At 35.3% G+C, this 25,553-nt stretch carries 26 protein-coding genes; 9 read left to right on the top strand and 17 right to left on the bottom strand.

Going from position 1 to position 25,553, the window contains the following annotated elements:
* Positions 1-23: 23 nt before the first annotated feature.
* The 5 genes from BW936_RS04355 to BW936_RS04375 are packed head-to-tail and all read left to right on the top strand — an operon-like array spanning position 24 to position 8,692.
* The gene (locus BW936_RS04355; protein ID WP_076547082.1) at positions 24-2,051 is read left to right on the top strand and encodes a site-specific DNA-methyltransferase; all 2,028 of its coding nucleotides are present in this window, start codon (positions 24-26) and stop codon (positions 2,049-2,051) included.
* Complete coding sequence (locus BW936_RS04360) at positions 2,048-4,621, top strand: DEAD/DEAH box helicase (RefSeq protein WP_084181969.1); 2,574 nt, start codon at positions 2,048-2,050, stop codon at positions 4,619-4,621. The genes BW936_RS04355 and BW936_RS04360 overlap by 4 nt, the downstream gene beginning before the upstream one ends.
* A 12-nt stretch (positions 4,622-4,633) precedes the next feature.
* A complete protein-coding gene (locus tag BW936_RS04365; protein ID WP_076547083.1) occupies positions 4,634-5,479 on the top strand; it encodes an RES domain-containing protein in 846 nt (281 codons plus the stop codon).
* 60 nt (positions 5,480-5,539) lie between these two features.
* Positions 5,540-7,285 (top strand): DUF262 domain-containing protein, encoded by a 1,746-nt coding sequence (locus BW936_RS04370; RefSeq protein WP_076547084.1) that lies wholly within the window; start codon positions 5,540-5,542, stop codon positions 7,283-7,285.
* A gap of 36 nt (positions 7,286-7,321) precedes the next feature.
* Entirely contained in the window at positions 7,322-8,692 is a 1,371-nt protein-coding gene (locus BW936_RS04375; RefSeq protein WP_076547085.1) for an RNA-binding domain-containing protein, read from the top strand.
* 8 nt (positions 8,693-8,700) lie between these two features.
* On the opposite strand, the gene BW936_RS04380 is transcribed toward BW936_RS04375, so the two are convergent.
* The 8 genes from BW936_RS04380 to BW936_RS04420 all read right to left on the bottom strand — a co-directional run bounded on the left by BW936_RS04380 (position 8,701) and on the right by BW936_RS04420 (position 15,931).
* Positions 8,701-9,072 carry a hypothetical protein gene (locus tag BW936_RS04380; RefSeq protein ID WP_076547086.1) on the bottom strand — a complete coding sequence of 124 codons (372 nt, stop codon included), beginning with the start codon at positions 9,070-9,072 and terminating at the stop codon, positions 8,701-8,703.
* Positions 9,073-9,078: 6 nt separating this feature from the next.
* Complete coding sequence (locus tag BW936_RS04385) at positions 9,079-9,912, bottom strand: DUF4138 domain-containing protein (RefSeq protein ID WP_076547087.1); 834 nt, start codon at positions 9,910-9,912, stop codon at positions 9,079-9,081.
* Positions 9,913-9,943: 31 nt separating this feature from the next.
* Positions 9,944-10,873, bottom strand: coding sequence for a conjugative transposon protein TraM (gene traM / locus BW936_RS04390; protein ID WP_076547088.1), 930 nt, complete (start codon positions 10,871-10,873; stop codon positions 9,944-9,946).
* A 31-nt stretch (positions 10,874-10,904) separates the two neighbouring features.
* Entirely contained in the window at positions 10,905-11,519 is a 615-nt protein-coding gene (locus BW936_RS04395; RefSeq protein WP_076547089.1) for a conjugal transfer protein TraK, read from the bottom strand.
* 20 nt (positions 11,520-11,539) lie between these two features.
* Positions 11,540-12,382 carry a hypothetical protein gene (locus BW936_RS04400; RefSeq protein ID WP_076547090.1) on the bottom strand — a complete coding sequence of 281 codons (843 nt, stop codon included), beginning with the start codon at positions 12,380-12,382 and terminating at the stop codon, positions 11,540-11,542.
* A 2-nt stretch (positions 12,383-12,384) separates the two neighbouring features.
* A complete protein-coding gene (locus BW936_RS04405; protein ID WP_076547091.1) occupies positions 12,385-12,966 on the bottom strand; it encodes a conjugal transfer protein in 582 nt (193 codons plus the stop codon).
* A gap of 4 nt (positions 12,967-12,970) precedes the next feature.
* Positions 12,971-15,373, bottom strand: coding sequence for a TraG family conjugative transposon ATPase (locus BW936_RS04410; RefSeq protein WP_076547092.1), 2,403 nt, complete (start codon positions 15,371-15,373; stop codon positions 12,971-12,973).
* A gap of 270 nt (positions 15,374-15,643) precedes the next feature.
* Complete coding sequence (locus BW936_RS04420; RefSeq protein ID WP_031428457.1) at positions 15,644-15,931, bottom strand: hypothetical protein; 288 nt, start codon at positions 15,929-15,931, stop codon at positions 15,644-15,646.
* Positions 15,932-16,120: 189 nt separating this feature from the next.
* Here BW936_RS04420 and BW936_RS04425 point away from each other — a divergent pair, with 189 nt between their 5' ends.
* From BW936_RS04425 to BW936_RS19845, 4 genes are all read left to right on the top strand, one after another.
* On the top strand, positions 16,121-16,750 hold the full coding sequence (locus BW936_RS04425; RefSeq protein ID WP_076547094.1) for an N-acetylmuramoyl-L-alanine amidase family protein: 630 nt from the start codon (positions 16,121-16,123) through the stop codon (positions 16,748-16,750).
* 237 nt (positions 16,751-16,987) lie between these two features.
* Positions 16,988-17,359: an ArsR/SmtB family transcription factor gene (locus BW936_RS04430; protein ID WP_076547095.1), complete on the top strand. Its 372-nt coding sequence runs from the start codon at positions 16,988-16,990 to the stop codon at positions 17,357-17,359.
* A gap of 10 nt (positions 17,360-17,369) precedes the next feature.
* Entirely contained in the window at positions 17,370-17,975 is a 606-nt protein-coding gene (gene merTP, locus BW936_RS04435; protein WP_076547096.1) for a mercuric transport protein MerTP, read from the top strand.
* The gene (locus BW936_RS19845; RefSeq protein ID WP_076547097.1) at positions 17,975-18,181 is read left to right on the top strand and encodes a GDCCVxC domain-containing (seleno)protein; all 207 of its coding nucleotides are present in this window, start codon (positions 17,975-17,977) and stop codon (positions 18,179-18,181) included. Before merTP ends, BW936_RS19845 begins: the two co-directional genes overlap by 1 nt.
* Positions 18,182-18,245: 64 nt before the next feature.
* Here the strand turns inward: BW936_RS19845 and BW936_RS04445 are convergent, their stop codons facing one another.
* The 9 genes from BW936_RS04445 to BW936_RS04480 form a co-directional block, all read right to left on the bottom strand.
* The gene (locus BW936_RS04445; RefSeq protein ID WP_076547098.1) at positions 18,246-18,908 is read right to left on the bottom strand and encodes a DEAD/DEAH box helicase family protein; all 663 of its coding nucleotides are present in this window, start codon (positions 18,906-18,908) and stop codon (positions 18,246-18,248) included.
* Positions 18,892-19,644: a hypothetical protein gene (locus tag BW936_RS04450; protein ID WP_076547099.1), complete on the bottom strand. Its 753-nt coding sequence runs from the start codon at positions 19,642-19,644 to the stop codon at positions 18,892-18,894. The genes BW936_RS04445 and BW936_RS04450 overlap by 17 nt, the downstream gene beginning before the upstream one ends.
* Positions 19,645-19,647: 3 nt before the next feature.
* Positions 19,648-19,932: a helix-turn-helix domain-containing protein gene (locus tag BW936_RS04455; RefSeq protein ID WP_076547100.1), complete on the bottom strand. Its 285-nt coding sequence runs from the start codon at positions 19,930-19,932 to the stop codon at positions 19,648-19,650.
* 277 nt (positions 19,933-20,209) lie between these two features.
* A complete protein-coding gene (locus BW936_RS04460) occupies positions 20,210-20,884 on the bottom strand; it encodes an RteC domain-containing protein (RefSeq protein WP_084181970.1) in 675 nt (224 codons plus the stop codon).
* Between the two features lie 3 nt (positions 20,885-20,887).
* Positions 20,888-21,061 carry a hypothetical protein gene (locus BW936_RS19590; protein WP_159438997.1) on the bottom strand — a complete coding sequence of 58 codons (174 nt, stop codon included), beginning with the start codon at positions 21,059-21,061 and terminating at the stop codon, positions 20,888-20,890.
* 506 nt (positions 21,062-21,567) lie between these two features.
* Positions 21,568-23,526: a heavy metal translocating P-type ATPase gene (locus BW936_RS04465; RefSeq protein WP_076547101.1), complete on the bottom strand. Its 1,959-nt coding sequence runs from the start codon at positions 23,524-23,526 to the stop codon at positions 21,568-21,570.
* 33 nt (positions 23,527-23,559) lie between these two features.
* Entirely contained in the window at positions 23,560-24,102 is a 543-nt protein-coding gene (locus BW936_RS04470) for a hypothetical protein (RefSeq protein ID WP_027126741.1), read from the bottom strand.
* Positions 24,103-24,561: 459 nt separating this feature from the next.
* Positions 24,562-24,921, bottom strand: a complete 360-nt coding sequence (locus BW936_RS04475) for a SpoIIAA family protein (protein ID WP_027126742.1) — start codon at positions 24,919-24,921, stop codon at positions 24,562-24,564.
* A gap of 178 nt (positions 24,922-25,099) precedes the next feature.
* Positions 25,100-25,534: a Fur family transcriptional regulator gene (locus BW936_RS04480; protein ID WP_076547102.1), complete on the bottom strand. Its 435-nt coding sequence runs from the start codon at positions 25,532-25,534 to the stop codon at positions 25,100-25,102.
* Between the last annotated feature and the right edge of the window lie 19 nt (positions 25,535-25,553).

The raw sequence follows: 25,553 nt of genomic DNA on the forward strand, positions 1-25,553 counted from the left end.
TTAACACTTATTTTTACCACCAAATGACAGAATTAAGCCAAAGAGAAAAGGACTATTTAATAGAAAAATTACAAAAGGGCGAGCAACTACCCGAGGACTTCAAGTACAAGCTTTTCCCCACTATTCAAAAGGAATATGAACTCGTTTATGCTGGAAAAATGCGTAAAGAAGATATTCTTGCAGACGAAGATGGAGTAACTGCCGCACCTTTACAAATTGAAAGAACGTATAACGGCGACCGTGAGTCTTATCCTGACGGTTGGAAAAATATGATTGTATTTGGCGACAACCTTCAATTTCTCAAAACCATTTACAAAAATGAAGACCCACTTATAAAAGACAAGGTTAAGGGAAAGGTTAAATTAATTTACATAGACCCACCATTTGCGACAGAATCTGATTTTTCAGGGTCACAAGGTCAAAAAGCATATACAGACAAGGCTAAAGATGCTGAATTTGTAGAGTTTATACGAAGAAGATTAATTATTGCCAAAGAAATTTTGGCTCGTGATGGAAGTATTTATATTCATCTTGACCAAAAAAAATCTCACTATATCAAAACCATATTAGATGAGATTTTTGGAGAAGGTAATTTTCGTAATGAAATAGTTTGGAAAAGAACAAGTGCTCACAGCGATAGCGGAAAGTTAGGAATAAACTGTGAATTTATTTTCTACTATACAAATTCTGAAAAATATATATGGAATCAGCTTTATGAGTATTATTCAGAAAAACATTTGAAACGCTTTCGTAATCAAGATGAAGATGGTCGTTTATGGACTGATGGTCCTGTAACAGCTAAGGGGTTAAAGGGTTCAGGTTATACCTATGAATACAAAGGCATAAAAGGATATTGGAGATGTCCATTATCAACAATGGAAAGACTTGATTCTGAGAATCGTTTGCACTTTACGAACAAGGGAGGAATCCGGGTTAAAAAGTATTTAGAGGAATTAAAAGGAATTCCGTTACAGTCATTATGGGATACAGTAAATCCCATCAATTCACAGTCCAAAGAGCGAGTTAGTTATCCCACACAAAAGCCTGAAGAACTAATCGAAAGAATTATACGGTTGTCAACCAATAAGGATGATTTAGTTTTGGATTTTTTTGGAGGTAGCGGAACCGTAGCCTCAGTTGCTGAAAAATTAGGTAGAAAATGGATTACTTGTGATATTGGTAAATTTGCTTTTTACACGATTCAAAAAAGAATATTGACAATTCAAAACTCAAAATCTCTAAAAAATAAAACTAAAGATTTTGGCAAGAAGTCAACATCATTTCACACGATTAATACGGGTTTTTACGATATAGAAAAACTATTTTCATTACAACATAAAGAATATCAAGACTTCGTACTAAATCTCTTTGAAGTAACCCCAAAACCAAAAAAAATTGCAGGTATTGAATTTCAAGGAGAACGTAAGGATGGGTATGACGTATTGATTTGGAAATATTGGGAGCATAAGGATGCAGCAGTTGATGAAGATTATTTAGAAATTCTTCACAAAAATATTGGCAAAAAAGTTGGCGACCGTATCTATATTATAGCGCCAGCAAATTCTGTTCAATTTATTGATGATTACTATGAGATAGGGAATGTGCGCTATTACTTTTTGAAAGTACCATATCAAATTATTCAAGAATTGCATAAGGAGAAATTTAAAAAATTCAGACAGCCTACCAGTTCCAGCAACGTAAATTCACTTGAAAATGCAGTTGGTTTTCACTTTATAAGACAACCAGAAGTTAAGTCCTCGTTTGATGATGGTGTAATCACAATAAAGGCTTTTAAAGCCTACTACCCTGATGAAGATACCTTGGAAGATATTCCTGGTCTGGAAGCCTTGGCAATGGTTGTTGTAGATAAAAACTATAACGGCAATGAGTTTTTAATGTCCGATGTATTTTTTGCTGCTGATATTGTTAGTGAGGATGGTAAAGCTAATGTTTCCATTGAAGATTGTGGCTCTAAAGTAAGTGCAGTATATATCGACATTTATGGCAATGAATTCCGCGAGGTATTTACCAATAAAAATACGAAGGGATGATTCAGGAAAAAAAGCGATACGACACAAAAGATTTAATATTAAAAGTAAATCAATTTTATAATCAAAGCGAGCTACCACTTCCTTATTGGGATAGGTTTTTGGATGCACTTTGTGGAACAAGGGAATACCAAAAGAAAGCCATAAGAAGTTCAGTCATTTACTTGGCATCCAAAGAGTATACTAATATTCAAGACTTGGTTTCTAAAAATCATTATCAAAATCCTCAATTACGGGAGAGATATCCTGAGCTTGCAGATTACCACCGTAAGCTACAGTTACCTTCAAAGTTATCTGCGACAATAGACCTTGCTACAGGAACGGGAAAAAGTTACGTAATGTATGGCATAGCACAAATCTTATTAGGTTTAGGCTTGGTCAAAAGAGTACTCGTCTTGTGTCCATCAACGACAATTGAAAAAGAACTGCATAAAAAGTTTTTAGCCTTGGTTTCTGACCCAATTCTAAAAGAAACAATTCCGCCATCTGCAATTATTAGAAATCCGAGTATAGTTGATGGAAGTGTTACCGTGGATGAAGGTGCCATTTGTATTGAAAATGTCCACGCTGTTTACGAAAGGACAGGTTCATCAATTGAAGATAGTTTTGGTTTCAAAAGAGGTTTTGACACGGTAGTTTTGAATGATGAAACCCATCACATTTATAATAAGATTTCAGGTAATACTACAGAAGCAAGAGGGTTAAAAATATGGAAGAAATTTTTATTGGACGATGGTTATAATTTTAAATATATGCTTGGTTTTACAGGTACAGCATATATAGGGAATGATTACTTCAATGACGTTATTTACAGATACTCTTTACGAGAAGCTGTTGATGAAAAATTTGTTAAGAAGATTAATTATGTTTCAGAGGATGATAGCATAAACGAAGACCAAAGATTTCAGAAAATATATCAGAACCATAGCAATAATAAAGTTACTTACAAAAATGTAAAACCATTAACAATTCTGGTAACAAACAATATTACAAATGCCAAAAGACTTGAAACACGATTGGTTGAATTTTTAATGCTGGAAGAAGGTTTGGAAGAACAAGAGGTTCGGGATAAATTGGTTATGACGGTAACTTCAGATAAGGTACATAAGCATAATGTAATTCGTTTAGAGGAAGTAGATGAACAAGACTCTACTGTAGAATGGATTGTGTCCGTTTCTATGCTTACAGAGGGATGGGATGTTAAGAATGTATTCCAAATAGTCCCTATGGAAGAAAGAGCTTTTAATTCAAAATTATTGATTTCTCAGGTTTTAGGTAGAGGACTAAGAGTGCCGCCTGAATATATAAATAATGCAGAAGTTACAATATTTAACCATTCATCTTGGGGCTCAAAAATTAAAGGATTGGTAGATGAAGTACTGGAGTTAGAAATGCGATTGGAGAGTTCTAACTTAATCGATGGCGATAGGAGTAAATTTCATTTTGAACTTTACAATATAGATTACAACAAAATTGAAAAAGCGGTAGAAAACAACAGTAAAGAGAAAGAGTTTAATTATAAAGGTATCATAAACTTAGAATCTTCGGTAGACCAAGTAAGTCAGGAAACAACATATACCAACCTTGCGAGTGATTATAAGAGTGTAGAGTACAAGATTAAAAATAGAATGACACCAATTAAGGAAATCGTTGATAAAATCTATCACGAGTTTCAGACGAGAGAATGGGAAGGTGTTACACTTAAATTACAAGAAGGTCAATACACAAAAAACAACCTTCCGCCCAAAGAAGAGATTACAAAGCTGATAAGGCGTTCTATGGATAAGGTTGGTCTGGAAGGAGATGAATTGAACGAAAAGAATAAACGAAATATTTTTTCTTCATTCAATACGCTTCTAAGACGAAAAAATAAATCGCTTGAATTAGTCAGAATAGCGCAAAAGCCCTTTGTTATCTCAACTAAAGAAAGAATAAAGGAAACATTGTCAATAGGGAATTTACGCCATAATTCTACGGTTATGTATTCAAATAATTACAATGAAGAAGTTAAAGACACAGACGTCTTAAACTTTTTGCAGGAAGTAATTGATGATGGAACTTTTCCTCGTAATGCTACTTTGCAGGCAAATAGTTATGATTTTAAAACACCGGTAGATTTAGCGTTCCTTAACGCAACACCTGAAAGAAAATTTGCTGAAAAATTGGTTAGGAATGAAAATTCCAAAGCCTTGGATGCTTGGCTAAAATCAACTAATCAAAGCTTCTATACTATTGAGTATTCGCTATCAAGTAAATCAGGAAACCATACAAAACAGGGCAAATTCAATCCAGACTTTTTTGTTAAAACCTCAGATACGGAAATAGAATATATTACCGTTGTCGAGATTAAAGATGACCAAGACTATTCTGATTTAAATAAAGCAAAATTTAAATGGGCGACCATTCATTTTCAGGAATTAAATAAACAACTTGAAGAAAATAATGTGAATCAACGCTATAATTTTCATTTCCTAAGTCCTGAGAATTATGATGATTTCTTTGAATATTTGAGAAATGGTAAATTGGTTCAAGGCCTATTTACGAGTAATTTGGATAAAGAATTGAGTACATAGAACTAAAAGAATATGACTGTTGAAAATGTAAAAAAAGCTATTACTTTATTGGAAGCGATAAATCCAGAAAATGAGTACGCTTACGAAAAAGCGGTTTTAGCCTATTTAACCATAGGAAGGCTTCCAGTTTTACAATATGAAATTCCTGCCAAATCAGTATTTTTCAGAACACGCACCCACGAAGACGATGATTTATTTCCATTAATATCCGACATCTCAATAACACCAAATAAATTTGTCAAAGATTTTGCGAGATGTAATAGACCTTTTCAGTCTAAATTCTACTGTTCAGAAAATAGACCTACTTCATTTGCTGAGTTAGTCGAGTATTGGTCTGATACAAAAGATTTTGGCGATAAAGTTTACGTTACAATTGGGCGTTGGCAATTAAAGAAACCCTTAATCGGAATTATAGTAACGACACCCGATAAAGACCATAGAATTTCGGAGTTCGACAAAGAACACGGAGCAGCTATGGAAACTTTCATTGAACAAAGTGACCCTGAAATAAGAGAAGCTACAATCTTATTTTATAGATTTCTTTTCGAGAAGTTCAGGAAATCTGCAAAAAATGACCGAAAAACATATATTATAACAACAGCCTATTGCAACGTGGCTCTTGCTCATTCCGAGGGTAAAGTAGATGGAATTTATTATCCAAGTGTACCTTTTGGCGAACAAGGAATCAATTTTGCGATTAATTCAGATTATATTTTAGGAAATAATCTTGAACTCACACATATCCTGAGAAATGAGTTAACCGTTTCCAAAAATGAAAACGGAAAACACGGATTTACCGAAACTGGAAAAGTAGAAGCTTCAGGATTTGATATCGAAAATAATTTAATAAGCTGGTAAAAAAATAATATAAAATAAATGCCAACTGCATAATAGAAACTAAAACCAACCAAGAAATTTATGTCATTTCAAACCCCTATAACCATTTCTGATGCAATCGAAAAAATAGACTCAAATCAGTTTTTACTTCCAGCCATACAACGAGAATTCATTTGGAATCACTCTAAAATTGAATGGCTTTTTGATTCAATAATGAGAAATTATCCAATCAGTTCTTTTCTATTTTGGAAAGTAGAAGAAACCACGTCAAAAGGATATAGATTCTACAAGTTCATAAATGAGTATCGCGAACGATATAAAACCCACAATGAGGAAATTTCAACAAATGGTATCAGTTCTTTTAATGCGGTCTTAGATGGTCAGCAAAGATTAACTTCTTTATATCTTGGGTTAAAAGGTAGTTTCGGTTATAAAGAGTACCGTAGAAAGTGGGAAGATACAGAATGGAGTATTCCAACGCGCCATTTGTATTTGAACATTACAACTGAACTTCAAGACGAGGAAGATGGCAGAATATACGAATTTAGTTTTCTTGAAAAATCTGAAACAGAAGAATCTGAAATTTACGAAGCGAATGAACAAAAATGGTTTAAGGTAGGTGCAATTTTAAATTATACCGAGGATGAAGCTTTTGATGAGTTTGTAGAAGAATTTGAAAGTAGCTTTTCCCGGAAAGCAATAAGACAGCTAAGGCGAACCATAATGGAAAAGCCTATAATTAATTATTTCCTTGAAAAAGACCAAAGTTTAGATAAGGCGCTAAACATTTTTATCAGGATAAATAGTGGTGGCGAACCTTTAAATTTTTCAGATTTATTAATGTCTATTGCAGTTGCAAACTGGACAAAAAAAGATGCGCGTAAAGAGATTCATAAACTTGTAGATAGTATAAGAGATAAGGGTTTTTCAATATCCAAAGACCTAATACTTAAATCCTTTCTTTATTTGTACAGTCGAGATATTAAGTTTAGGGTTACAAACTTTTCCAAAGGTAACGCAAAGGATTTTGAGACAGAATGGGAAAAGATTAGAGATTCAATCCTATCCACATTTGATTTAATAAAAACTTTCGGATTTACGGATTACACTTTGACTTCCAAGAACTCTGTAATCCCTATCATTTATTATTTGTACCACAAGAATATTTATAGAGATTATTCAACTAAGATAGAGTTCAAAGAGGACAGAGAATCGATAAAAAAATGGCTTCACATAGTGTTGATTAAGAGGATTTTTGGTGGAACATCAGATTCAGTTTTATCTCAAATAAGAAGGACTTTCACGGACAATGTAGTTGAAATGAAAATTAAGCCAGAGATTACTTCTTTTCCTGTCAATTCTATTTTTAATCATATAAGAAAGGATACGAGCGTTGGCGATGAATTTATAGAAGAAGTACTTTTCACACAGAAAGACAATCAGTATGCTTTTTCTATTCTCTCTCTATTATATCCAGATTTAGATTATAGAAATAATAATTTTCATAAAGACCATATACATTCTGCATTTGAGTTTAATAATCTTGAAGCTTCCGACAAAGAAAGCTATGGATGGCACACTTACAATTCTATCTATAACCTTCAAATGTTAGATGCCAATGAGAATATGTCCAAGAGTAATATGAATCTGTTGGATTGGGTTGAGAAAGAAACAAATGAAAATAATAGAACTCAATTTTTGAACGCTCATTTAATTCCAGATGTCGATTTGAATTTGAATGAATATGGAAATTTCCACGAAAAAAGGAAGGCACTATTATTGGATAAAATGAAAACCTTACTAAGCGAAAAAACTGTTAGCGTATAGTTATCTTTATTTCCAAATTGCCAATTTATTTAATTAATGACCGAAACAAACCGCATAGAATACAAACGAGAATTGTCTGATGGACTTGAAAAAGAGGTCATCGCTTTTCTAAACTATCGCGAAGGTGGCATTATATATATTGGCATCGATAAGGATGGAAATACTTACGGATTGGCAGATTCTGATAGCGACCAGTTAAAGATTAAGGATAGATTAAAAAACAACATCCGCCCTTCCGCCCTTGGTCTGTTTGATATTGTGAGTGAGGAAAGGAATAGTAAGAACATTCTAAAAATCATAGTGGCCAGCGGTCCAGAAAAACCATATCATCTTAAAAAATACGGGATGAGCGAAAAGGGCTGTTTTATTCGTTTAGGTTCAGCAGCTGAACCGATGCCACAAAAAATGATTGACGAGCTCTTTGCCAAACGTACCCGAAATTCCATCAGCAAGATTAAAGCAGGACGGCAGGATTTAGGCTTCGGACAGCTAAAAATTTACTACGAAGAATCTGGGTACACCCTTGGTAAACCATTTGCCAAGAACTTGGAACTACTTACTGAAGATGGTGCTTTTAATTATGCCGGCTATCTCTTGGCAGATAAGAATAACACATCAATTAAAGTCGCTAAATATTCGGGTATAACCAGAACAGACTTAATAGAAAGCAACGAATACGGTCACGAATGTTTGGTTAAGGCTACCAAACAAGTGATAGATAAAATTGCGGTCGAGAACAGAACAACCACAAAAATTACAGCCAAAGAAAGACAACAAGCCAATCTTTGGCATCCCATCGCCTTGCGTGAAGCCATCATAAATGCGTTTGTGCATAATGATTACACAAATGAGATTACCCCAAAGTTTGAAATCTTTACCGATAGAATCGAAATCACATCGGCTGGTGGTCTTCCGGAAGGATTGAGCAAGCAAGAATTTTTTGAAGGCTTTTCAGTCCCACGAAACAAGGAACTGATGCGAATTTTTAAAGATTTAGAACTGGTTGAACAATTAGGTTCTGGCATTCCTCGTATTTTAGAACACTACGGAAAAGAGAGTTTTAGTTTTTCAGATAACTTTCTTAGAATGACTTTTATTGCTAAAGAAGCTGTTGTTGAAGAAGGTGGTCAAACAGGTGGTGTAAAGGGTGGTCAAGAAGGTGGTGTAATAGGTGGTGCAATAGGTGGTGTAATTGATTCAACTGAAGCTCTAACTAGAAGACAAAAAGAAGTGCTTAAACTTATTGCAACCAATACTACTATTACTTATACTGAAATAGCTGAAGCTTTAGGTATCAATGAATCCCCTGTGGGCAAACATATAAACGCACTAAAAACTAAAGGCTTTTTAATACGTCACGGTGGCACGCAAGGCTATTGGGAAATTAATCTCAAAAACAATCAGTAAAAGTCCTTTTAAAAAGGAGATTTGTCCTTTGAGCCTCTCGCATCCGCCAGCCACTTGCCATTTTGCTTAACCAGTTTAAAAAGGCCTGGTGTCTTATCATAGGCTGTCGTATATTTTACCCAAGCCACATCACCCATAATGGTATCCTGCAAAACAGTAAAGTTTGAATCATCCTTTACCGTCGCATTAAACATATTTATAGTATTCATATAATTAGAATATGCCTGTGGTGTTGAGTTGGCTTTTAAAGCTTCCTCATCCTTTTCATAAAAGCTTTCAATAACAATCTGGGCTGTAGCACTTGGCCCAGAAACTTTAGTATCAGAATCGGCACAAGAAAGGAACAACAGTACGAGTGAGAAAACAATAATTTTTTTCATAATATTTTAATTTGGGTTATTGATATATCTATGTGATATTTTCATTTCTATATTGCGTTCGCCATCTTTCTCGTTCAATTCTAAAATCGCCCTACGGTCATTAGATAATGAAAATTTGGGCAATACATAAACGAAGCGAACCGTCTCACTTTTTGCAATTTTTGAAGGCAGATTGTGTTTGTACGTTGGTTCTTGATACAGGCGTTGTAACGATTTTCTTTTCCCTTTTTGTCTTGTTTCAATCGAAAGGTTCAAGAAATTCAAATCGTAATCCAAAGTAGAATTATTCTCAATCTGGATAACGAAGTAGAGTTCTTTCTTATCAAAAACAATATTCTCAACACTCAAAACGATACCTTCATTTCGCTTTTTAATTCGACCTATACGCTGGTTTCTGTTAAGAAGATACGAGCAGAATTTTTGGTAGTAATACGTTCTATTATCTACACGTTCTTCAGAGGATTCAGCAAGAATCGAATCGACCTTAATCGGTTTCTCATTCCCTATACTATTAGATAACGGAATGAAATAATTGAGCTTAGATAGCTGTTTTTTATATCTTACAATATACGAAAAAATTGAACCATTTCTATTGACTACCAGTAGATTACTTTCTTTGCCAGGCTTTGCTTGAAGAAGTCCAAAATACTGTTCTTTTTCACGGTTGTAGGTAAAAACAAAATTATCTGAACCGGTTATACCTTGCCGAATAGGTTCAGGGAAGAATAATGCAACGTTTTTGGTGTCGTTGGCATATATGGTATCGAGGACTGTAGTTGTTTGCGCTTTCGCGAAAGCGAAACTTAAAACAAGAGTGGAAATTATGATATACTTTTTCATAAGAGTGTGTTTTTAAATGCCCATTATGGGCTCATAATTTAGGTTTTAGAATTAATTTATAATTATTCAATACCGTAACTTTTACGTTTCGGTTGTTACGTCTGAGTACTTTGGATATACCACCAACTTGTGGTACGGTGGGAATGTTGATATCGCCAATAATATCGTCCAAGACTTCGGTGGTGGCTTCAGCTCGAAAATTGTTCTCGACATAAATGCCCTCACTACCATCTGACAAATCGAATGCTTTGAGTTTAGTAGGATGGTGCTTTATATTTTCAATTTCAATTAAAGCTCGATTGGGCTGAAAGCTGATAAACCCAAAAATTGGTGTGTTATTCGGCATCTGCTTACCATTTATTATTGCAGGTTTGGTAAGGCGCATTCGTAATCTGGTATTCGCTTTGACTATTTGGTCGCCATCTACTACTACGTAAATTGTTTCATCAGTATTACCGATGATTGAAAACTCGTTGGGTTTTGGCGATGCGGCAAAGAACAATTGATGTTCTAAGCCTAATTCTTTGGCTTCAATTTTTTGTTCTCGTTTGATTTCTGATGAATCGATTTGTTTTGTGCTTTTTTGAGCAACTTTTCTCTGTCCCAGATTTTGATAGCGTTTTTCAGAATATCGAATTTTGCCAGCATCGTAAATACTATCCACAATACGTTCTTTTTCACGTTCGGGCAAATCTGGGTCGTAAAAGCCCAACGAGTCTATAAGCTTTTCATCATAGATGCTGGGTGCGTTATTTTCACGCACTTCCTTTAAATCATTGATGGCATCCAGTTTAGAATCGTACTCTTTTTGGTTTTCCTCTAAATCGGGAATTAATGTTTGTTGTAGGCTTTCGTTCTCGCTATCATCATCGCCCATTACCATTACGGAATAGGAAATAAGGAATATGAAAATCACCGCCAATACTGCTGCAAATACTATTTTGTTCTTTTCTACTTTCATAATCTTGGTTTTTTAAATGCCGATTTTCGGCTCAACTATCATCATTCAGTTTTTTTAAAGTGTTTTCGAAGTAATTTGTAATTAGAAGTCCGTGCGGATTGTTGGGAAAGTTTCGGTCAACCATAATCAGGTTTCCAGTTGAAAACAGTTCGTAGGTGTCAATTATTGAACCTCTGTTAATTTCAAAAATGGTGGTGGTTGTAAAACTATACGAGCCATTATTTTCGTTTATCCTTGAGTCAATACTCAATACTTTTTGAACCAATGAATACTGAAGCAACCTGTTGTAAACACCATCGGCTTTTTTCTGGCGGTAAAGATTGTCCACAGAACTATTGCCTAACCAAAGTGCTTTTTCCAAATTCCTTTCATAGTTACTGGCATCGATGTTATAGAAGTAGTTGTGGAACAGTTCTAAATGTGCCAGAGCTTCGACTCTAAAATTCTCTTTTTGAGTTACGAGCTTCAGGGGAATTATACTGCCATCTGTATTGATGGCAAAAGCACTATTGAGCGCTTTTTGATTTGTATTGAATACCATCCAAACTGAAAAGGTACTGGACAGTAAGGCACAGACAACAACTGCCAAAACGATAAACCGATTCAATTTTAGGACGTTATAAATATTCTTGTATGGTGTTTTCATATTCTTATTTTTAATCTGCCTTAGGCAGTAAACAATCGGAGTGTAAAGGACGTTGCTCGTTTGTACAATTTGAATTTCAGGAAAACAATAAATGCAACAGAACCTAATTGAACCACAGGCGCAAAAAAGCCTTGACCTGTATCGGTACCAAATAAGTTAACCCAAAAATTGGTGTTGATTTCCGTATAAATAGCGTTAACAAATACATTGACTAAAAAGAATGCCGGCACTAACATATATACAGCAGCATACAACTTGAAGAATGTATAAGCAAGTGAACGGAATTTTTCAAATACTGCAAGGCTAATGACCAAAGGGAAGAACGCTTGCATTATCCCCAAAAGGAAAAAACGCTCTGCCAAGAATAGCGGATAGATGAACAAATCCAATATCCAGAGTATTGTACTTAAAATGAAAGCTAATATCTTGAACCCATATAAGGGTGTTACCAAGGCCTCATACAAAAGCGTCATTGCTGAACTCGCAGCATCAAAAAGACTTACATCTTCCTCTAACGGAATATCCTGCATCTGTAATGGCAATAATGCAGGTGCAGTCCCTCGATATTGACTTTCGATGGCCACTAAAATTCCATCGAAAAACCCTAATACCTGCGTTGAGAATATGACCAGAATAACAATAGCAAAATTCTTTGCCAGTTCACCAGGACTCAATCCCCAAGTGTACCCGTCTTTGTCCGCAATACCTTCATTGTACTTTTTAAGGATGTTGACCAGAAAGAACAGGACAGCAAGCGTTTTCATTCCGGCAATAGTATATTGCGAGAAGCTACTGTTCTGAATGGTCTGAAATACCGTATCGATATATTCCAATCCAATTCCTAAAAGTATGGTTGCGGTCATTTTTAATATCCTGTTTCGCGGTTATTTACTTTATCCTGCATTTTTCTGAATGAAATGATATCACGATAGCGTTTCGTTTTTGTAGTGATGGTAGAAACCATTTGCTTTGATTCCAGTTCTTTTTCTTTCAAAATTGCGGCACGCTCTGCATCGCTCATTTTTAGATAGTCGCTTGATAGAACTTCATCAATAAAATCTACCGTGTCCAATGAATTTTGAACTATAGCATCAAACGATTCCATAACCCTGCTTACTTCATCTGGCTTTATATAAGGCGAGTTTAAAATGTCCTGTAAATCATTTTGCATTACCTGAATAAGGCGTTGATTGTTGTCTGCAATTTCTTGAACTGCTCTAAGTTGCTGAACCACATTTGAAACCTTTTCGATGGCCTCTTTTGCATCTTTTAAGAATTTTACAGACTTAATCATTTGAGCAGTCTGTTTACCCGATTCAATCAGTTGTTTTACCAAGCTGATAAAATTGGTATTGTCATAAGTGGGCATTCCTTGGGCAGTAGCGTTGCCCGACATAAATAAGGTCAATGCTACTGTCATTACTAAAATTTTGAATTTTGTCTTCATAATGTTATGTTTTAGATGTGAATTGAATTATTGCTTTTTCCATATCGTGATGCTCGTTGTAGAGCTTTATTATTTCTTCGTTTTCCTGTCCGTCGGTTAAGTAAGCCGCATAGACTTCCTTCGGAACTTCAAGACGGAAGATGTTACTTTCCCTACCGATTTTAATGAACATTTCGGTGTACTTCCGTGGCCCGGAAAGGTTGTTTTTGATGGACTTTAATTGGTTTAAATCGTGGCTTGAAAGATTAAGGCGTTTGACCAATTCGGCATAGCCTTTTTCGTTGTTAAGGCTGTAAATGACCTGTGTATTTTCAAGGATGCTTGCAGATGTTGAATTGTTGGGAAGTTGATTGATGGATTGAAGAATGATACCAATAGCACCGTTCTGTTTACGGATGGCTTGATAATAGAATTCTACGCTTTCAAGAACGTTCTCGAACTTCAGTTGCTTGGCAAACTCGTCAAATAGGATGATACCTTTTTCAGCCCTATTTTTCCAAATGGTTCTTTGGATGGCTGACTTAATCAGCTTCAACATTACGGACAGGATTTCCTTATTGTCTTTGACTTCATCGAGTTCAAAAACAATCAAACGTTTGTCCTCTATTTTATAGGTTTGGTCTTCACTCACTTCAAACAGAAAACTATATAGACCATCGCCGACATATTCGGACATTACGTGCAAAAAGCTGGTAACGTTGAAGTAGTCGGGATGGATTTTTAGGGTGTCAAGAAGATCCTCTTGATTCCTTTCTATAAAATTGTAAAATCCTTCGAGCGAATGATTTTCTGAAATGCTATTGTAATAATGACGCAATATTTTTTTGACTGAAACCGACTGTGCTTTAGTAACCTTTAAATCTGAAGCGAACAGCTCAAAAAGGAAAACAGACAAATCTTCCAATCGTTCAGGTGTCAGATCATTTGTATCACTTATATAAAAAGGATTGATGCCAAGATTTTTTCCACTTTCGTACCGAAGTACCGTATATTTTTCAGGATATAGTTTGGCAAATTTAGTGTACGAGCCACCCAAGTCGATAATGACCAGACGAACACCACTTTCAAAGTATTGGCGTAAAATATTATTGGCTAAAAAGGATTTACCCTCGCCCGTTGGTGCGAAAATGGCAAAATTCCGAGCCTTGATACGTTTTTTTCGCTCGTCCCAAACATCTTTTAGAACAGGAATATTATGCTCTCTATCATTGAAGATGATTCCGGTAGTATCAGATTTGTAATTGGTATTATTGATGAATAGGCATAATGCGTGTTTTAAATCGGTAACATATAAATCGTTGTTCGAGAAATTGGACGAAAAACAGCAGTAACTGTTTAATATATAATTCTTGCGCTCTTCGCCTCTCGGATAGTATGGAATAATATCCAGTTCCTTAAATTCAGTTTTAATTTTTGAAGTTATTTTGTCTAGGTCTTTGGCTTCTTTAGACCAATACACAATATTGAGATGACCACGAATAATCCGTGCATTGTCATCGGCATTGATTTGGTCAAGAATATGTTGGATTTTCCCCAAAACCACTTTGTTCTGTGAACCGAAATTGGAACTCTTGTTAAGTTCCTCGACTTTCTTGTCGAGCAGCTTGCGCCACTTTTGTTTGTCGTCGAGATATAAAATCTGATTGACAATGTGGTTTTCGTTAAGCGTAAGCCCTAAGCCATCAATAAACCCTTGATGAAACACAAAATCGTCAGATGTGAATTTCTCATTGGTTTTGCTACTCTGTACACTTTCGCCAAAGCACAGTTCGCTATTGATGGCAAGGGCATCAAAATGGTTTTCGCCAATATTGACGCTTTTCTTATCTAATAGAATGTCGGTATCGAAGCCTTCGTTGAAGCCATTGAAATAGCCATTTGTGAGTTTCTGAATCCCTTCCGCTTTAAGCGGAAGGAATGCCATCTTTCGGCTATTATTGATAAAGGAAACAGAATCGCTTACAGAGTTTACAAAACTCTTAATGTTATCGTCCAGTTCCTGTACAATTCCCTTTGAAATTTTTCTAAAGGGATTGACATATTTTGAATTGTTGAGCGCTTTGTTTTTGGTCAAGATGAAAAACAAATAGCACTTGTGCTCAATATGTCCACGACCTTTAAAATGCTCGTGCGTTGCTTTTTCTAAAAATGTTTTATTCGGAAGCTGTTCAGAAGAATAGGATTTCTTCAGGTATATATCCTGTTTATGAACCACAGTTCCCACAGGCAGCGATTTCAAAGCCTGAAACCAAGCACCGTGCATATCTTCAAAGTCCTTTTCGGAAAGCGAATAAATTTCAGGTAGATTCCCTGTATAGCACAAGACCACATTGCCATTATTGGCAAAGACGATATTGTCCTGAATATCTACGATGGGCTGATATGCCGAAAGGTTAATCTTATTCATAGTTAAAACCTGAATTTCTTTTGTTACTTATAATTTTTGGAAAAGCGTTGGCTGTTTGAAAAATCTGTGGGTTGTGGCTAATTCTTGTCAAAGCCACATAGAGCGCAGCGTTAAAAACGAGAATACCTATAATCATCACGAAGCTGAAAGAGAAAATTACTATGAGCAATGAGGCCAATATGGAAACTATCATTAAGGCAAACAGGGAAATGGGGAAGCCAAAAATGACTGCCCGTTTCCTAATGTTTTTATAGACCTCGAACCGCTTCATTATACAACGATTCCAATTAGGTAAGTGAAGATGCCGACTACTGCGCCAGCTATCAAAACAAATACAAGTACTCTGGTAATACCCTTTTTTAGGTCAGCATTTTCCCCAAAGAAATGCCCTGCATTAAACAGGAAACCGATGAGGAAAATGACCCCTAATATGATTGGAAAAATGGTTCGGATGGTGTTGGAAACATCATCGACCGAATCTTCGATTCCCCCAATTTGTGCAAAAAGTGATGTTGAGAGCAACGACAAAAAAGTTGCCAAATAGATTGATTTTTTCATAACGTAACAGTTTAAATTTTTGTGTTGTTTTCGTTATTGGAAATTTACATATATTTATTTACAAATACCTGATAATCAAATATTTGTGAACAAAATATTATTTGATTTTGTTTGAATTCCTTTGTTATTATTTGATATCAAATTCTATGACTTTTGGAAGTTGAATTGTTAATAACCCTAAAATTGAAAATGAAAAAAGTGCTCAAAAACGTCAGTTTTATGATTTTGCTCTTGAAAATGTGTATCATTTTTGGACAGGAAACAGCCATTCAAAAAAGAATACTAATTGACGTTGGACACGGTGGAAAAGATTCTGGTGCGATAGGTGTAAATGGCATCCTAGAAAAAGATGTTGTACTCAATATTGCAAGTGCGATTTTGAAGCTAAATAACAAGTTGGATAAGCCTTTGGATATTTATTTGACCAGGTACAGCGATACACTTATTTCACTATCAGATAGAACCAAACTTGCCAAAGCTCTAAAAGCTGATTTATTTTTGTCGTTGCATTGCAATCATTCGGATAATCCGAATGCTAGGGGTGTTGAAGTTTACGTGACAAATGCAGAATCCAAATATTCAGATGATTCTACTTGGTTTGCTTTTCAAGTGCAAGCCGCACTTAATAAAGAATTGGGATATGAAAGTAGAGGTGTCAAGTTTGCAAATTTTCAGGTACTTCGAGAAACGGTTGATGTTTGCACTTCTGTACTTATAGAATTAGGGTTTTTGAGTAATAAAGATGAAGGCAACTATATTTCAAATTCTAACAATATCCAATTGATTGCCACAGCCATTTTGTTATCTATACAAAACTAATACTATTATGAAAGACCTATTTTTAGAATTAACAAAGAGTTTAAAAGCGATTGTAATCCAATTTATTTCTGAAGTGATTTTCTTATATAAGTCTTTCAGAAATTAGATTATTTCCGCATAACACCCGCTATCTTATTTAAGACAACCAACTAAAAGTTAGAGCAGAATATAATTTAATATTTAAGTATTTGCTTAAATAAGTAATTACTTTTACCTTTGCTCGTCTAAAGCATTAATATGAAATTAGAAATATCCTGTACAAGAGCTGAGGCTGACCATAAGCAATTACTAAACTGTAGAACTACCATTGATGGTATGGCTAATGGTTTCGACAAAATATCGAAACTACTATCTATTTCAGGTAATGAAGTGCGCTTAAAAGTTCTATTTCTTTTAAATATGGAAAAAGAATTATGCCCTTGTGATTTAGCTGATATTTTAGGTATGAGTGTTCCTGCCGTTTCTCAGCATATACGAAAAATGAAAGATGCAGGTATTATAAGCTCAAGGAGAGAAGGGCAAACCTTATACTATTCATTGAATGAGGATGAGACGGATATTCTGAATAGTATATTTAAGTCAATCAAATTAGAAAGAAAAACAGCATAAATTTTTAATTATGAGTACAGAAAAAACATCAAAAAATGTAGCATATACAGGTTTGTTTGCTGCAATAGCAGCGTCATCTTGTTGCATACCACCAGTTATTGCATTAATTGCTGGAATTGGAGGGAGTGCATCCGCTTTATCTTGGATGGAACCTTTTAGACCCTATTTAATTGGTGTCGCTATCATAGCAATTGGTTATGCGTGGTATGATTATCTAAAACCTAAAAAAGCAGATGATTGCTGTGAAATAGATGCAAAGCCAAAGTGGTTTCAAACTAAAGGGTTTTTAATAGGAATTACATTATTTGCGGCTATCTCAATAAGCTTTCCATACTACTCTCATATTTTTTATCCAGTTAATAAAAAAGAAGTGGTTATAGTGAATCAATCCAATATTCAAACGGTAAATTTTGATGTAAAAGGGATGACTTGTGCTTCTTGCGAACAACACATTACGCACGCTGTTAATGAATTAGAGGGTATTGTAAATGTAAATGCTTCCTATGAAAAAGCTAACGCAAAAGTAGAATTCGATAATTCGAAAACTACTAAAGAGGATATAGAAAAAGCAATTAATTCTACAGGCTATAAAGTAACCTACAAAGAAGAAAACTAATGGAAGTCCAATTAAAATCAGAAATTACCTGCCCAAACTGCGGACATAAAAAAGTAGAGGATATGCCAACAAAAGCTTGTCAGTTTTTCTACGAATGTGAGAATTGTAAAACGGTTCTAAAACCAAATGAAGGGGATTGCTGTGTTTATTGCAGTTATGGGACAGTTTCTTGTCCACCAATTCAAGAAAACAACAGTTGTTGTTAAGTAAATAGGTTTTAAATGACCATCCATTAAACAAGCGCCAATTTGAAAAATAGTATTCTAAAATTTACTTCCGCTTATCCCCAGCTTTTGTATCAAAAGCAATCAAATTAAACAGTTCGCGCATTCTACTACGAACACGGTTTCCATACCGTTCTTCCAGTTCTTCAGCATTTAGGTTTGTAGTAGCGTGGGTTTTGACTTTGTGTTTGGTCTCAAGGTAAAGTTCGTATCGGGAAAGTAATACTTCGCCCATCACATTCAAATCTTTACCATAGAATCGTCCTGCAGGTTCAATGCCTAAATCATCAAAGCAGTAGAATTTGGTGCTGCCATAATCCTCAATGGTTTTAAAGCCTAGATGGTTAAAGCTAAAAGCAACATTCCTGCACGGAATCATTTCATAAGGTCGTTGCATTGGCACGATATATCGCAATAGTTTCATCAAAGTGGTCTTTCCACATCCCACAGGCCCGGATAGAAGAATACCCTTGTTAGTGTCGATATCATCTTTCAGGCAATTTTCTTTGTCCTTGATGAAATAGTGACATAGTTTGCGGATGATAACCGTGTCCTCATCATAGATTCTAAATTGTTTGCCAAAGAGCAACTTTCCCTTTGCATCCAAATAAATCAGGATTTTATCAAAATCGTATAACACGCTTTTACCATCAAACTTTCCAAGCGAATATTCCACGCCACCTTCGGTAATTTTAGAGGGGTTGTCCATAATCTTTGTTTTTAGTGGTACGCAAGTTGTCCTTAATATGGGACGGTTGCTTTGTGTTTGGTTTGTTTTCCTCATTGAATAATTCAGTTCTGTCCATCCAGTTTTTAGCCAAAGCTTGCCAATCTCGTATCGGTTTTCCGTCGCTTGTTTTCCAATCGTTCGATTCGTAGTGGTCGAAGAATTTTTTTCCTTCATCAGCATCAAAACCTTTTTCTTCAAAAAAAATAAAAACGGCCTGCCTGCCCTTTGGTTGTTTTATATTGTTTACTTGTTTGGTATTGTTTATAGTAGATACCAATGCTTGTCCACTCACGGGACGGTGCGAGTCCATTACTTGTCCATTTGTGGTATGGTGTTGGTACACTACTGGTTCATTTCTGGGATGGTAGTGTCCCGCAAGTTGTTCTAATATGGGACTGTACCGTCCCACATCAGGCTCATCACTTGTCCCAATTATGGCCATCTTGATTTTACTGCCTTTGTAAGGATTGTTGGAAGGGAAGTATGATAGATAATTCCAAGAGTCCAAATCCGTAACGCATCTGTGATAGGTTGATTTAGAACCAATTTTGGCAGCCCTCATTAAATCTCTGCGGTTCACATAAAATTCGTCCGCAAATCGGCTACTATTCCATTCTTGAAATAATGCCATATACAGGGTTATGTGCGTGGGATTGAGGCGGTCATCAAAATAGAACGTTGAAAAAGCCGCATTGAGTAGCTTTATATAGTTCATCGCTTAAGAATTTATGCTGTGTTGAACGCGGTTGGCGTTCATCACATTTTGGATTTCCTCTGCATCATAGTAAATGATTCCGCCAACTTTTGTGTAGGGCAACGTACCATTGATACGCAGATTTTGAAGTGTTCCTGGACTTACTTGTAGTAAATCCATAACCTCGGAAGATTTAAGATATTTCTTCAGTTTTCCAGTAGCTTGCTTGGAAAGAAGGTTTTTGATGTCATCGAGCAATTCCATTTTGAATTCCCGAAGGTCGTCTGTAGTAATTATTGATGTCGGCATAATAGAACGGTTTTAATAGTAAGAGACTATCGCATCGCTGTCAAGTAATTTGATAGCCCCTGACCTGATTTGACTTTCGTTCTACAAAATTGGGGTAGTTTGCTGGATTTTATTCACAAGTTAGGCCTACTTGGGTGTTTTTCTTCTCTCATTTTCAATGTAATACAATAGAGGGTTTTGGTACTTCTTCAGAAAAAATACCCTATCTAAAAACCACCAAATAAAATGAGATTTTCCATAAAACAAGAAACACCCAAGTTGAAGCATCTTGGGTGTTTTATTTTACGTTATCAGTATCATCCATCCGTTTGGTCAACTGCTTTTTCAGAATATCCAAAAATTTGGTTCTGCCATTTTTACGCATCCGTATTTCCAAAAAAGCTCTGTAATAATCGCCCAAGTCCACTTTAAATGTTTTTTCAACAAAATAGGCAATATCTTTAATGTCAACAGTACCATTATTAATGACATCTGTACTGTGCAAAGCGTATATCAGTTCAATTAAATATATTTTGTGGGCTGTCCAGGTAATTTTGGTTTTACTTTGTAACAATCTTAAACTTGCATAATTTCCATTATTCTCCAATTTATCAATTTCCCGTTTTAAGTGTACAATCAAAAGGTCGTAGGCTAAAATTGAGGCCACGGTACTATCGTGGCTTGTTGCAAATTCTTCATCAACAAAAAAGTGAAATGAGTCTGGGAACAACCGAATATCTGCCTTGCCTCTTAAAAAATATTGCTCATCAAATACAGTAGCTTCCCTGCGGTAATAATGGTAAAAATCAAGATTGTCGTTAAAGTAGGTTTGAAGTTTCTCAATATAATTGTTCAAATACTTTACTTGCGATTTATTGCTTCCCCTGGGTCTTTTACTTTCAATGTTAAATAATTTTACGTAATAAATAAGTTTGCTATAAATTTTTGGTTTAGTACATTTAAAGAAATGAATTTCCTATAATTTGGTTTCAAATTCATAATCAACTACGATACTTCTAACTGATTTAAGGGTCTGTTTTGCAAGTTTAATCCCTTTTTCAGCTTTGAGTAAAATATCTTGTTCTTCTATTTCAAGAATATCTAATTTATTGTCTAATTTTTTTAATATATCGTCGTAATTTGTCGTCATTCATTCTGGGTATCATTATTTTCACTTAATCTTCTGCAATAACGTTGCATTTAAAATTGTAATTAATTAAATAGATATAAAGTACTTTAGGAATTGCAAGAACAGTACAAAGAAGATTAACACAATAACAACGATTAGAATACTAATCCAAATTATTTTATCTTTTTTGGTAATACTATTTTTTACAGAGGGTACTTTATTGCTTTTTTTATTTCGTCTATTCCGTCTATTTTCCGACATAGAATATCATTTTTACTATATATCAATCATTTCCACTTCAATTTTTGTAGCCACACAAACCACTTGGAATATTTTATTATCTTAATTCATTAATGCTTATGAATATTTCCTTTTAGCACAAAAAAATAAAGCAGAAATGCGGCTATTACCATAAGGATTATCATAAGAATACCTTTGACCTTATCTCTTTTTGTGATGTCGGTATTCGATGATTTCCGATTTTTTTTGTTTCTTCTATTTCTTCTTTTTTGAGACATTCTTTTATACTATTTCCAATTCATCTTCTGTAATCGAACCGCATTCAGAATGGCTAACAAGGCCACGCCTACATCGGCAAAAACTGCTTCCCACATCGTTGCCAGACCACCTGCGCCCAAAACCAAAACCACTGCTTTTACACCAAAGGCCAACCCAATATTCTGCCAAACGATGCGTCTTGTAGAACGTCCTATTTTTATGGCTCTAGCTATTTTACTTGGTTGGTCTGTTTGGATGATTACATCTGCGGTCTCTATCGCCACATCGCTGCCCAAACCACCCATTGCAATGCCAACATCGCTCGCTGCCAAAACCGGTGCATCGTTGATGCCATCGCCTATAAAGGCTACTTTAGTATTAAATTGTTTTTTCAAATGCTCAACTTCGTTGAGCTTATCTTCTGGTAACAAACCGCCTTTTGCAGTATCAATACCCATTTCTTTTGCCACTTGTTGGGTTATGGAATCCTTATCGCCGGAAAGCATTATGATTTTGGAAATTCCAGATTCTCTAATTTGTTTGATGGCTTCGTGGGCATCTTCTTTCAATTCGTCTGCAATGATGACATAGCCAGCGAATTTACCATCAATGGAAACCATTACGATGGATTCTACAATGTTGTCGGTTTCAGATGGAACTTCGATATTATTTGAAGTCATCAATGCTTTGTTGCCTACCAAGACCGTTTTGCCATTTACTTTGCCTTTTAATCCTTTACCCGCGACTTCGGTTACTTCTTTTGCCTGAAAATCTTCGCCATCGGCTTTATATTCCATTATGGCCTTGGCAATGGGATGGGTGGATTGTTCTTCCATTGCCATTAGGTATTTCATAAATTCGGGTTCATCCCAATCAATGGTTTTTATTTCCTTGATTTTGAAAACACCTTTGGTCACGGTTCCGGTTTTGTCCATTACCACTGTGGTTATCCTTGTCATTTCATCTAAAAAAGATGCTCCCTTAAAGAGAATTCCATTTTTTGAAGCTGCTCCCAATCCACCAAAATAACCCAACGGAATAGAGATAACCAAGGCACACGGACAGGAAATTACCAAGAATATCAATGCTCTATATAACCAATCGTTAAACACATAATCATCCACAAAAAAGTAGGGCAAAAATGTTAATCCAATCGCCAAGAATACCACAATAGGTGTATAGATTCTTGCAAATTTTCTAATGAACAATTCGGTTTTTGATTTACGAGCCGTGGCATTCTGGACCATATCAAGGATTCGGGCAATGGAACTGTCTTTAAATTCCTTGGTGGTTTCGATTTCAATAACGCCATCAAGGTTGATGCTTCCTGCAAATACTTTTTCTCCTTTTGCAATGGTGTCAGGTTTGCTTTCGCCCGTTAATGCTGCGGTATTGAACGAGCCTTTTTCGGACAATAAAATACCATCCAAAGGAATTTTTTCGCCCACACGGACTTGCACTTTTTCGCCAATAGCAACGATTTCGGGATTTACAGAAACATAATTGTTGTTCCTATAGACCAAGGCTTCATTAGGTCTTACATCTAGTAATGCCTTGATGCTTCTCTTGGCTCTTTTAACGGCGGCACTTTGGAACAATTCGCCTACCGCATAAAACAACATTACTGCCACACCTTCGGGATATTCGCCAATGGCGAATGCACCTATGGTTGCGATGGACATCAATAAAAACTCGGTAAAGAAATCGCCATTTTTGATGCTGTTCCAACCTTCCTTTATCACAGGAAAACCTACTGGAAGATATGCGACTGCATACCAGACAATACGTATCCAATCTTTAAAAAAAGCTACGTCAAAATAATCCATCGCAATACCAATAATCAGCATTACAAAGCTGAAAATTGCTGGTACATAAATTTTAAATTTCCCTATACTTTCCGGACTGCTATGGTTGTGGCCATCATTGCGCTTGTGATTATCGGATGAAGTTTTATTTAAATCTCTTAAATTCAGTTTCTTTTTTTTCATTTATATCAATTATAATTTTATTTAAATTCACAGTCATTCCAATCTCAACACCAATTGGGCAAACTGCACCTCTATGGTATCATCGATACCCTCTATTAAGGAATCCAAACCAGTATTTGAAACCAATAATTGTCCGGTTGCACTTATCAGGCAGGACATACTTACTCCTTGTTCTATATGGGTAATGGTTGCTTTAAATTGTGATTTAAAGGATTTCCCTTGATAAGTAACATCTATCAGCCAATTAAAGTTGATAGGGTCGTGCCGTTTTGATAAAAAATCCTGTGATGGAATAGTGCCAGTAAACCGAAGTATTAAAGGGTCTTCCCGCTGTTCTAAAAGGGCATTGATTTTAGGACTATATGTTGATAAAGTCTTAAGGTCGAGTACACCATTGACCACTTTGGAATCATAATCAAGATATAGTGCCAATTTATGGCTTTCTGCCTTGATGGGTTTATCATCAACCAAAGTCATCATCATAATATGACCTTCTTCAGTTGTATAAACTTTTTGGGCATTTACCTTATAATAACTAACCAACAAGATTATTAAAAAACAATGTTTAATATTCATAATGCGCATCTTTACTTGTATAATTTAAAAAAGCAGCTTCTACTTTTGCTTTTAATACTATTAATCATTTTGCTTTAAAAAGCATCATAAAAGCTGCCTGCTATTAATTAAGTTTTCACTTAACTTATTTAAATAAAAAATTTCGCTCATTCCTATAACGATTTACCGCTACTTGTTATCTATATCCTTTTCTCGTTTACCGAAATAATAAATTAGCGCAACACTTGCACCTAATAAGCCAAACAGAGTGTTCTCAAAAATTTGATTCCCATTGATATTTAAAATTTCAATGAAATTATTTATTAAATATTGCCATCAATTGATTTCGTAATTCTGGCTGCTAAACGTGAAAATTGTTATCCCAAAAGGTTGAAGGATAAAAACACCTATGGCAAACCCAATTAAAATGGTAATAAGAATGCTTTTTTTATTCATCGTCTGTCTTTTACGGAAGTAAGCTTACTGGCTCTCAATCCAATTTTTGGCATCTTCCTTTTGGTCTATATTGAAATACTTAATATCGGCATTGGTAAAAGGCTTCATAAATTGGGTTATCCAATTCTGCCATTTTTTATCTCCTACCATTGCTATTTTTTCATAGTCCGTGGCGTGGGCTGTGTCCATTTTTAGGTCTTCCCATAAACCAGGTAAATCCCAACCTGTAAAGTTGACCATCTCAAAATACCAACGGACTTTCATTCCTTTGTCCAGTATGGCGTGGATAAGTGGATGGATTTTTTCTATATCTTCTTTTCTCAATTTGCCCGAAGCTTTTGTTGCAACAATATTTTTTTCTTTTAACTCGATTATCTGTAAAATTTCATATAATTTTTAATTAATTATTATCCTTCTAAATCATAAAACCATTCTTCTTCCTTTATGATGCCTTCCGATAATGATTTTTTTAGTTCTGCCATATTTGTTAGTTAAAGAGGGTGGAAGAAACCTGAACTGGGCCATTGGGCGCAAAGGTTCAAGGTTCGAGAACTCCCACCTGTTATTTTTTTCTGCATTTTTCACATATTCCTTTCAATACCAAGTTCACATCGCTCACTTCATAATCATCTGGCAAGCTCTCTTCCGATATTTTATTTGGTAAACAGATGGTTTTCGTACAAACGGTACAATGAAAGTGCATATGTAAATCTGTACCGTATTTACCTTTGGCATTTTCATCAGAAATCGCATATTTTGCCACCCCGACCCCATCATTAATCTGATGAATCAGCCCTTTCACCTCAAAAATCTTGAGGTTTCGATAAAAGGTCGTTCTGTTGGCTGTTTTATTGGTTTCGCTCTTTTGAACAAAGGCTTTTTTTAAATCGGAAAAGGACACGGCACTTTGTTTCCTTTTCAGGAACTTGTATATCTTCGACCTCATTTGAGTAGGGCGAATACCGTGATATGATAATATTTTTTCCGTTTTGGTCATTTTAACCTTAATTCAAAAG

The sequence above is a fragment of the Maribacter ulvicola genome (genome assembly GCF_900155985.1).
GTDB lineage: Bacteria > Bacteroidota > Bacteroidia > Flavobacteriales > Flavobacteriaceae > Maribacter > Maribacter ulvicola.

Bases quoted from the DNA above. Each gene is read 5' to 3' on its own strand.
- BW936_RS19590 (WP_159438997.1), bottom strand. From the start codon at position 21,061: ATGACGACAAATTACGACGATATATTAAAAAAATTAGACAATAAATTA.
- BW936_RS04470 (WP_027126741.1), bottom strand. From the start codon at position 24,102: ATGAATATTAAACATTGTTTTTTAATAATCTTGTTGGTTAGTTATTAT.
- BW936_RS04465 (WP_076547101.1), bottom strand. From the start codon at position 23,526: ATGAAAAAAAAGAAACTGAATTTAAGAGATTTAAATAAAACTTCATCC.
- BW936_RS04355 (WP_076547082.1), top strand. From the start codon at position 24: ATGACAGAATTAAGCCAAAGAGAAAAGGACTATTTAATAGAAAAATTA.
- BW936_RS04400 (WP_076547090.1), bottom strand. From the start codon at position 12,382: ATGACCGCAACCATACTTTTAGGAATTGGATTGGAATATATCGATACG.
- BW936_RS04360 (WP_084181969.1), top strand. From the start codon at position 2,048: ATGATTCAGGAAAAAAAGCGATACGACACAAAAGATTTAATATTAAAA.
- BW936_RS04375 (WP_076547085.1), top strand. From the start codon at position 7,322: ATGACCGAAACAAACCGCATAGAATACAAACGAGAATTGTCTGATGGA.
- BW936_RS04380 (WP_076547086.1), bottom strand. From the start codon at position 9,072: ATGAAAAAAATTATTGTTTTCTCACTCGTACTGTTGTTCCTTTCTTGT.
- BW936_RS04450 (WP_076547099.1), bottom strand. From the start codon at position 19,644: ATGAACTATATAAAGCTACTCAATGCGGCTTTTTCAACGTTCTATTTT.
- BW936_RS04385 (WP_076547087.1), bottom strand. From the start codon at position 9,912: ATGAAAAAGTATATCATAATTTCCACTCTTGTTTTAAGTTTCGCTTTC.
- merTP (WP_076547096.1), top strand. From the start codon at position 17,370: ATGAGTACAGAAAAAACATCAAAAAATGTAGCATATACAGGTTTGTTT.
- BW936_RS04480 (WP_076547102.1), bottom strand. From the start codon at position 25,534: ATGACCAAAACGGAAAAAATATTATCATATCACGGTATTCGCCCTACT.
- BW936_RS04455 (WP_076547100.1), bottom strand. From the start codon at position 19,932: ATGCCGACATCAATAATTACTACAGACGACCTTCGGGAATTCAAAATG.
- BW936_RS04410 (WP_076547092.1), bottom strand. From the start codon at position 15,373: ATGAATAAGATTAACCTTTCGGCATATCAGCCCATCGTAGATATTCAG.
- BW936_RS04425 (WP_076547094.1), top strand. From the start codon at position 16,121: ATGAAAAAAGTGCTCAAAAACGTCAGTTTTATGATTTTGCTCTTGAAA.
- BW936_RS04365 (WP_076547083.1), top strand. From the start codon at position 4,634: ATGACTGTTGAAAATGTAAAAAAAGCTATTACTTTATTGGAAGCGATA.
- BW936_RS04405 (WP_076547091.1), bottom strand. From the start codon at position 12,966: ATGAAGACAAAATTCAAAATTTTAGTAATGACAGTAGCATTGACCTTA.
- traM (WP_076547088.1), bottom strand. From the start codon at position 10,873: ATGAAAGTAGAAAAGAACAAAATAGTATTTGCAGCAGTATTGGCGGTG.
- BW936_RS04430 (WP_076547095.1), top strand. From the start codon at position 16,988: ATGAAATTAGAAATATCCTGTACAAGAGCTGAGGCTGACCATAAGCAA.
- BW936_RS19845 (WP_076547097.1), top strand. From the start codon at position 17,975: ATGGAAGTCCAATTAAAATCAGAAATTACCTGCCCAAACTGCGGACAT.
- BW936_RS04420 (WP_031428457.1), bottom strand. From the start codon at position 15,931: ATGAAAAAATCAATCTATTTGGCAACTTTTTTGTCGTTGCTCTCAACA.
- BW936_RS04370 (WP_076547084.1), top strand. From the start codon at position 5,540: ATGTCATTTCAAACCCCTATAACCATTTCTGATGCAATCGAAAAAATA.
- BW936_RS04395 (WP_076547089.1), bottom strand. From the start codon at position 11,519: ATGAAAACACCATACAAGAATATTTATAACGTCCTAAAATTGAATCGG.
- BW936_RS04445 (WP_076547098.1), bottom strand. From the start codon at position 18,908: ATGGACAACCCCTCTAAAATTACCGAAGGTGGCGTGGAATATTCGCTT.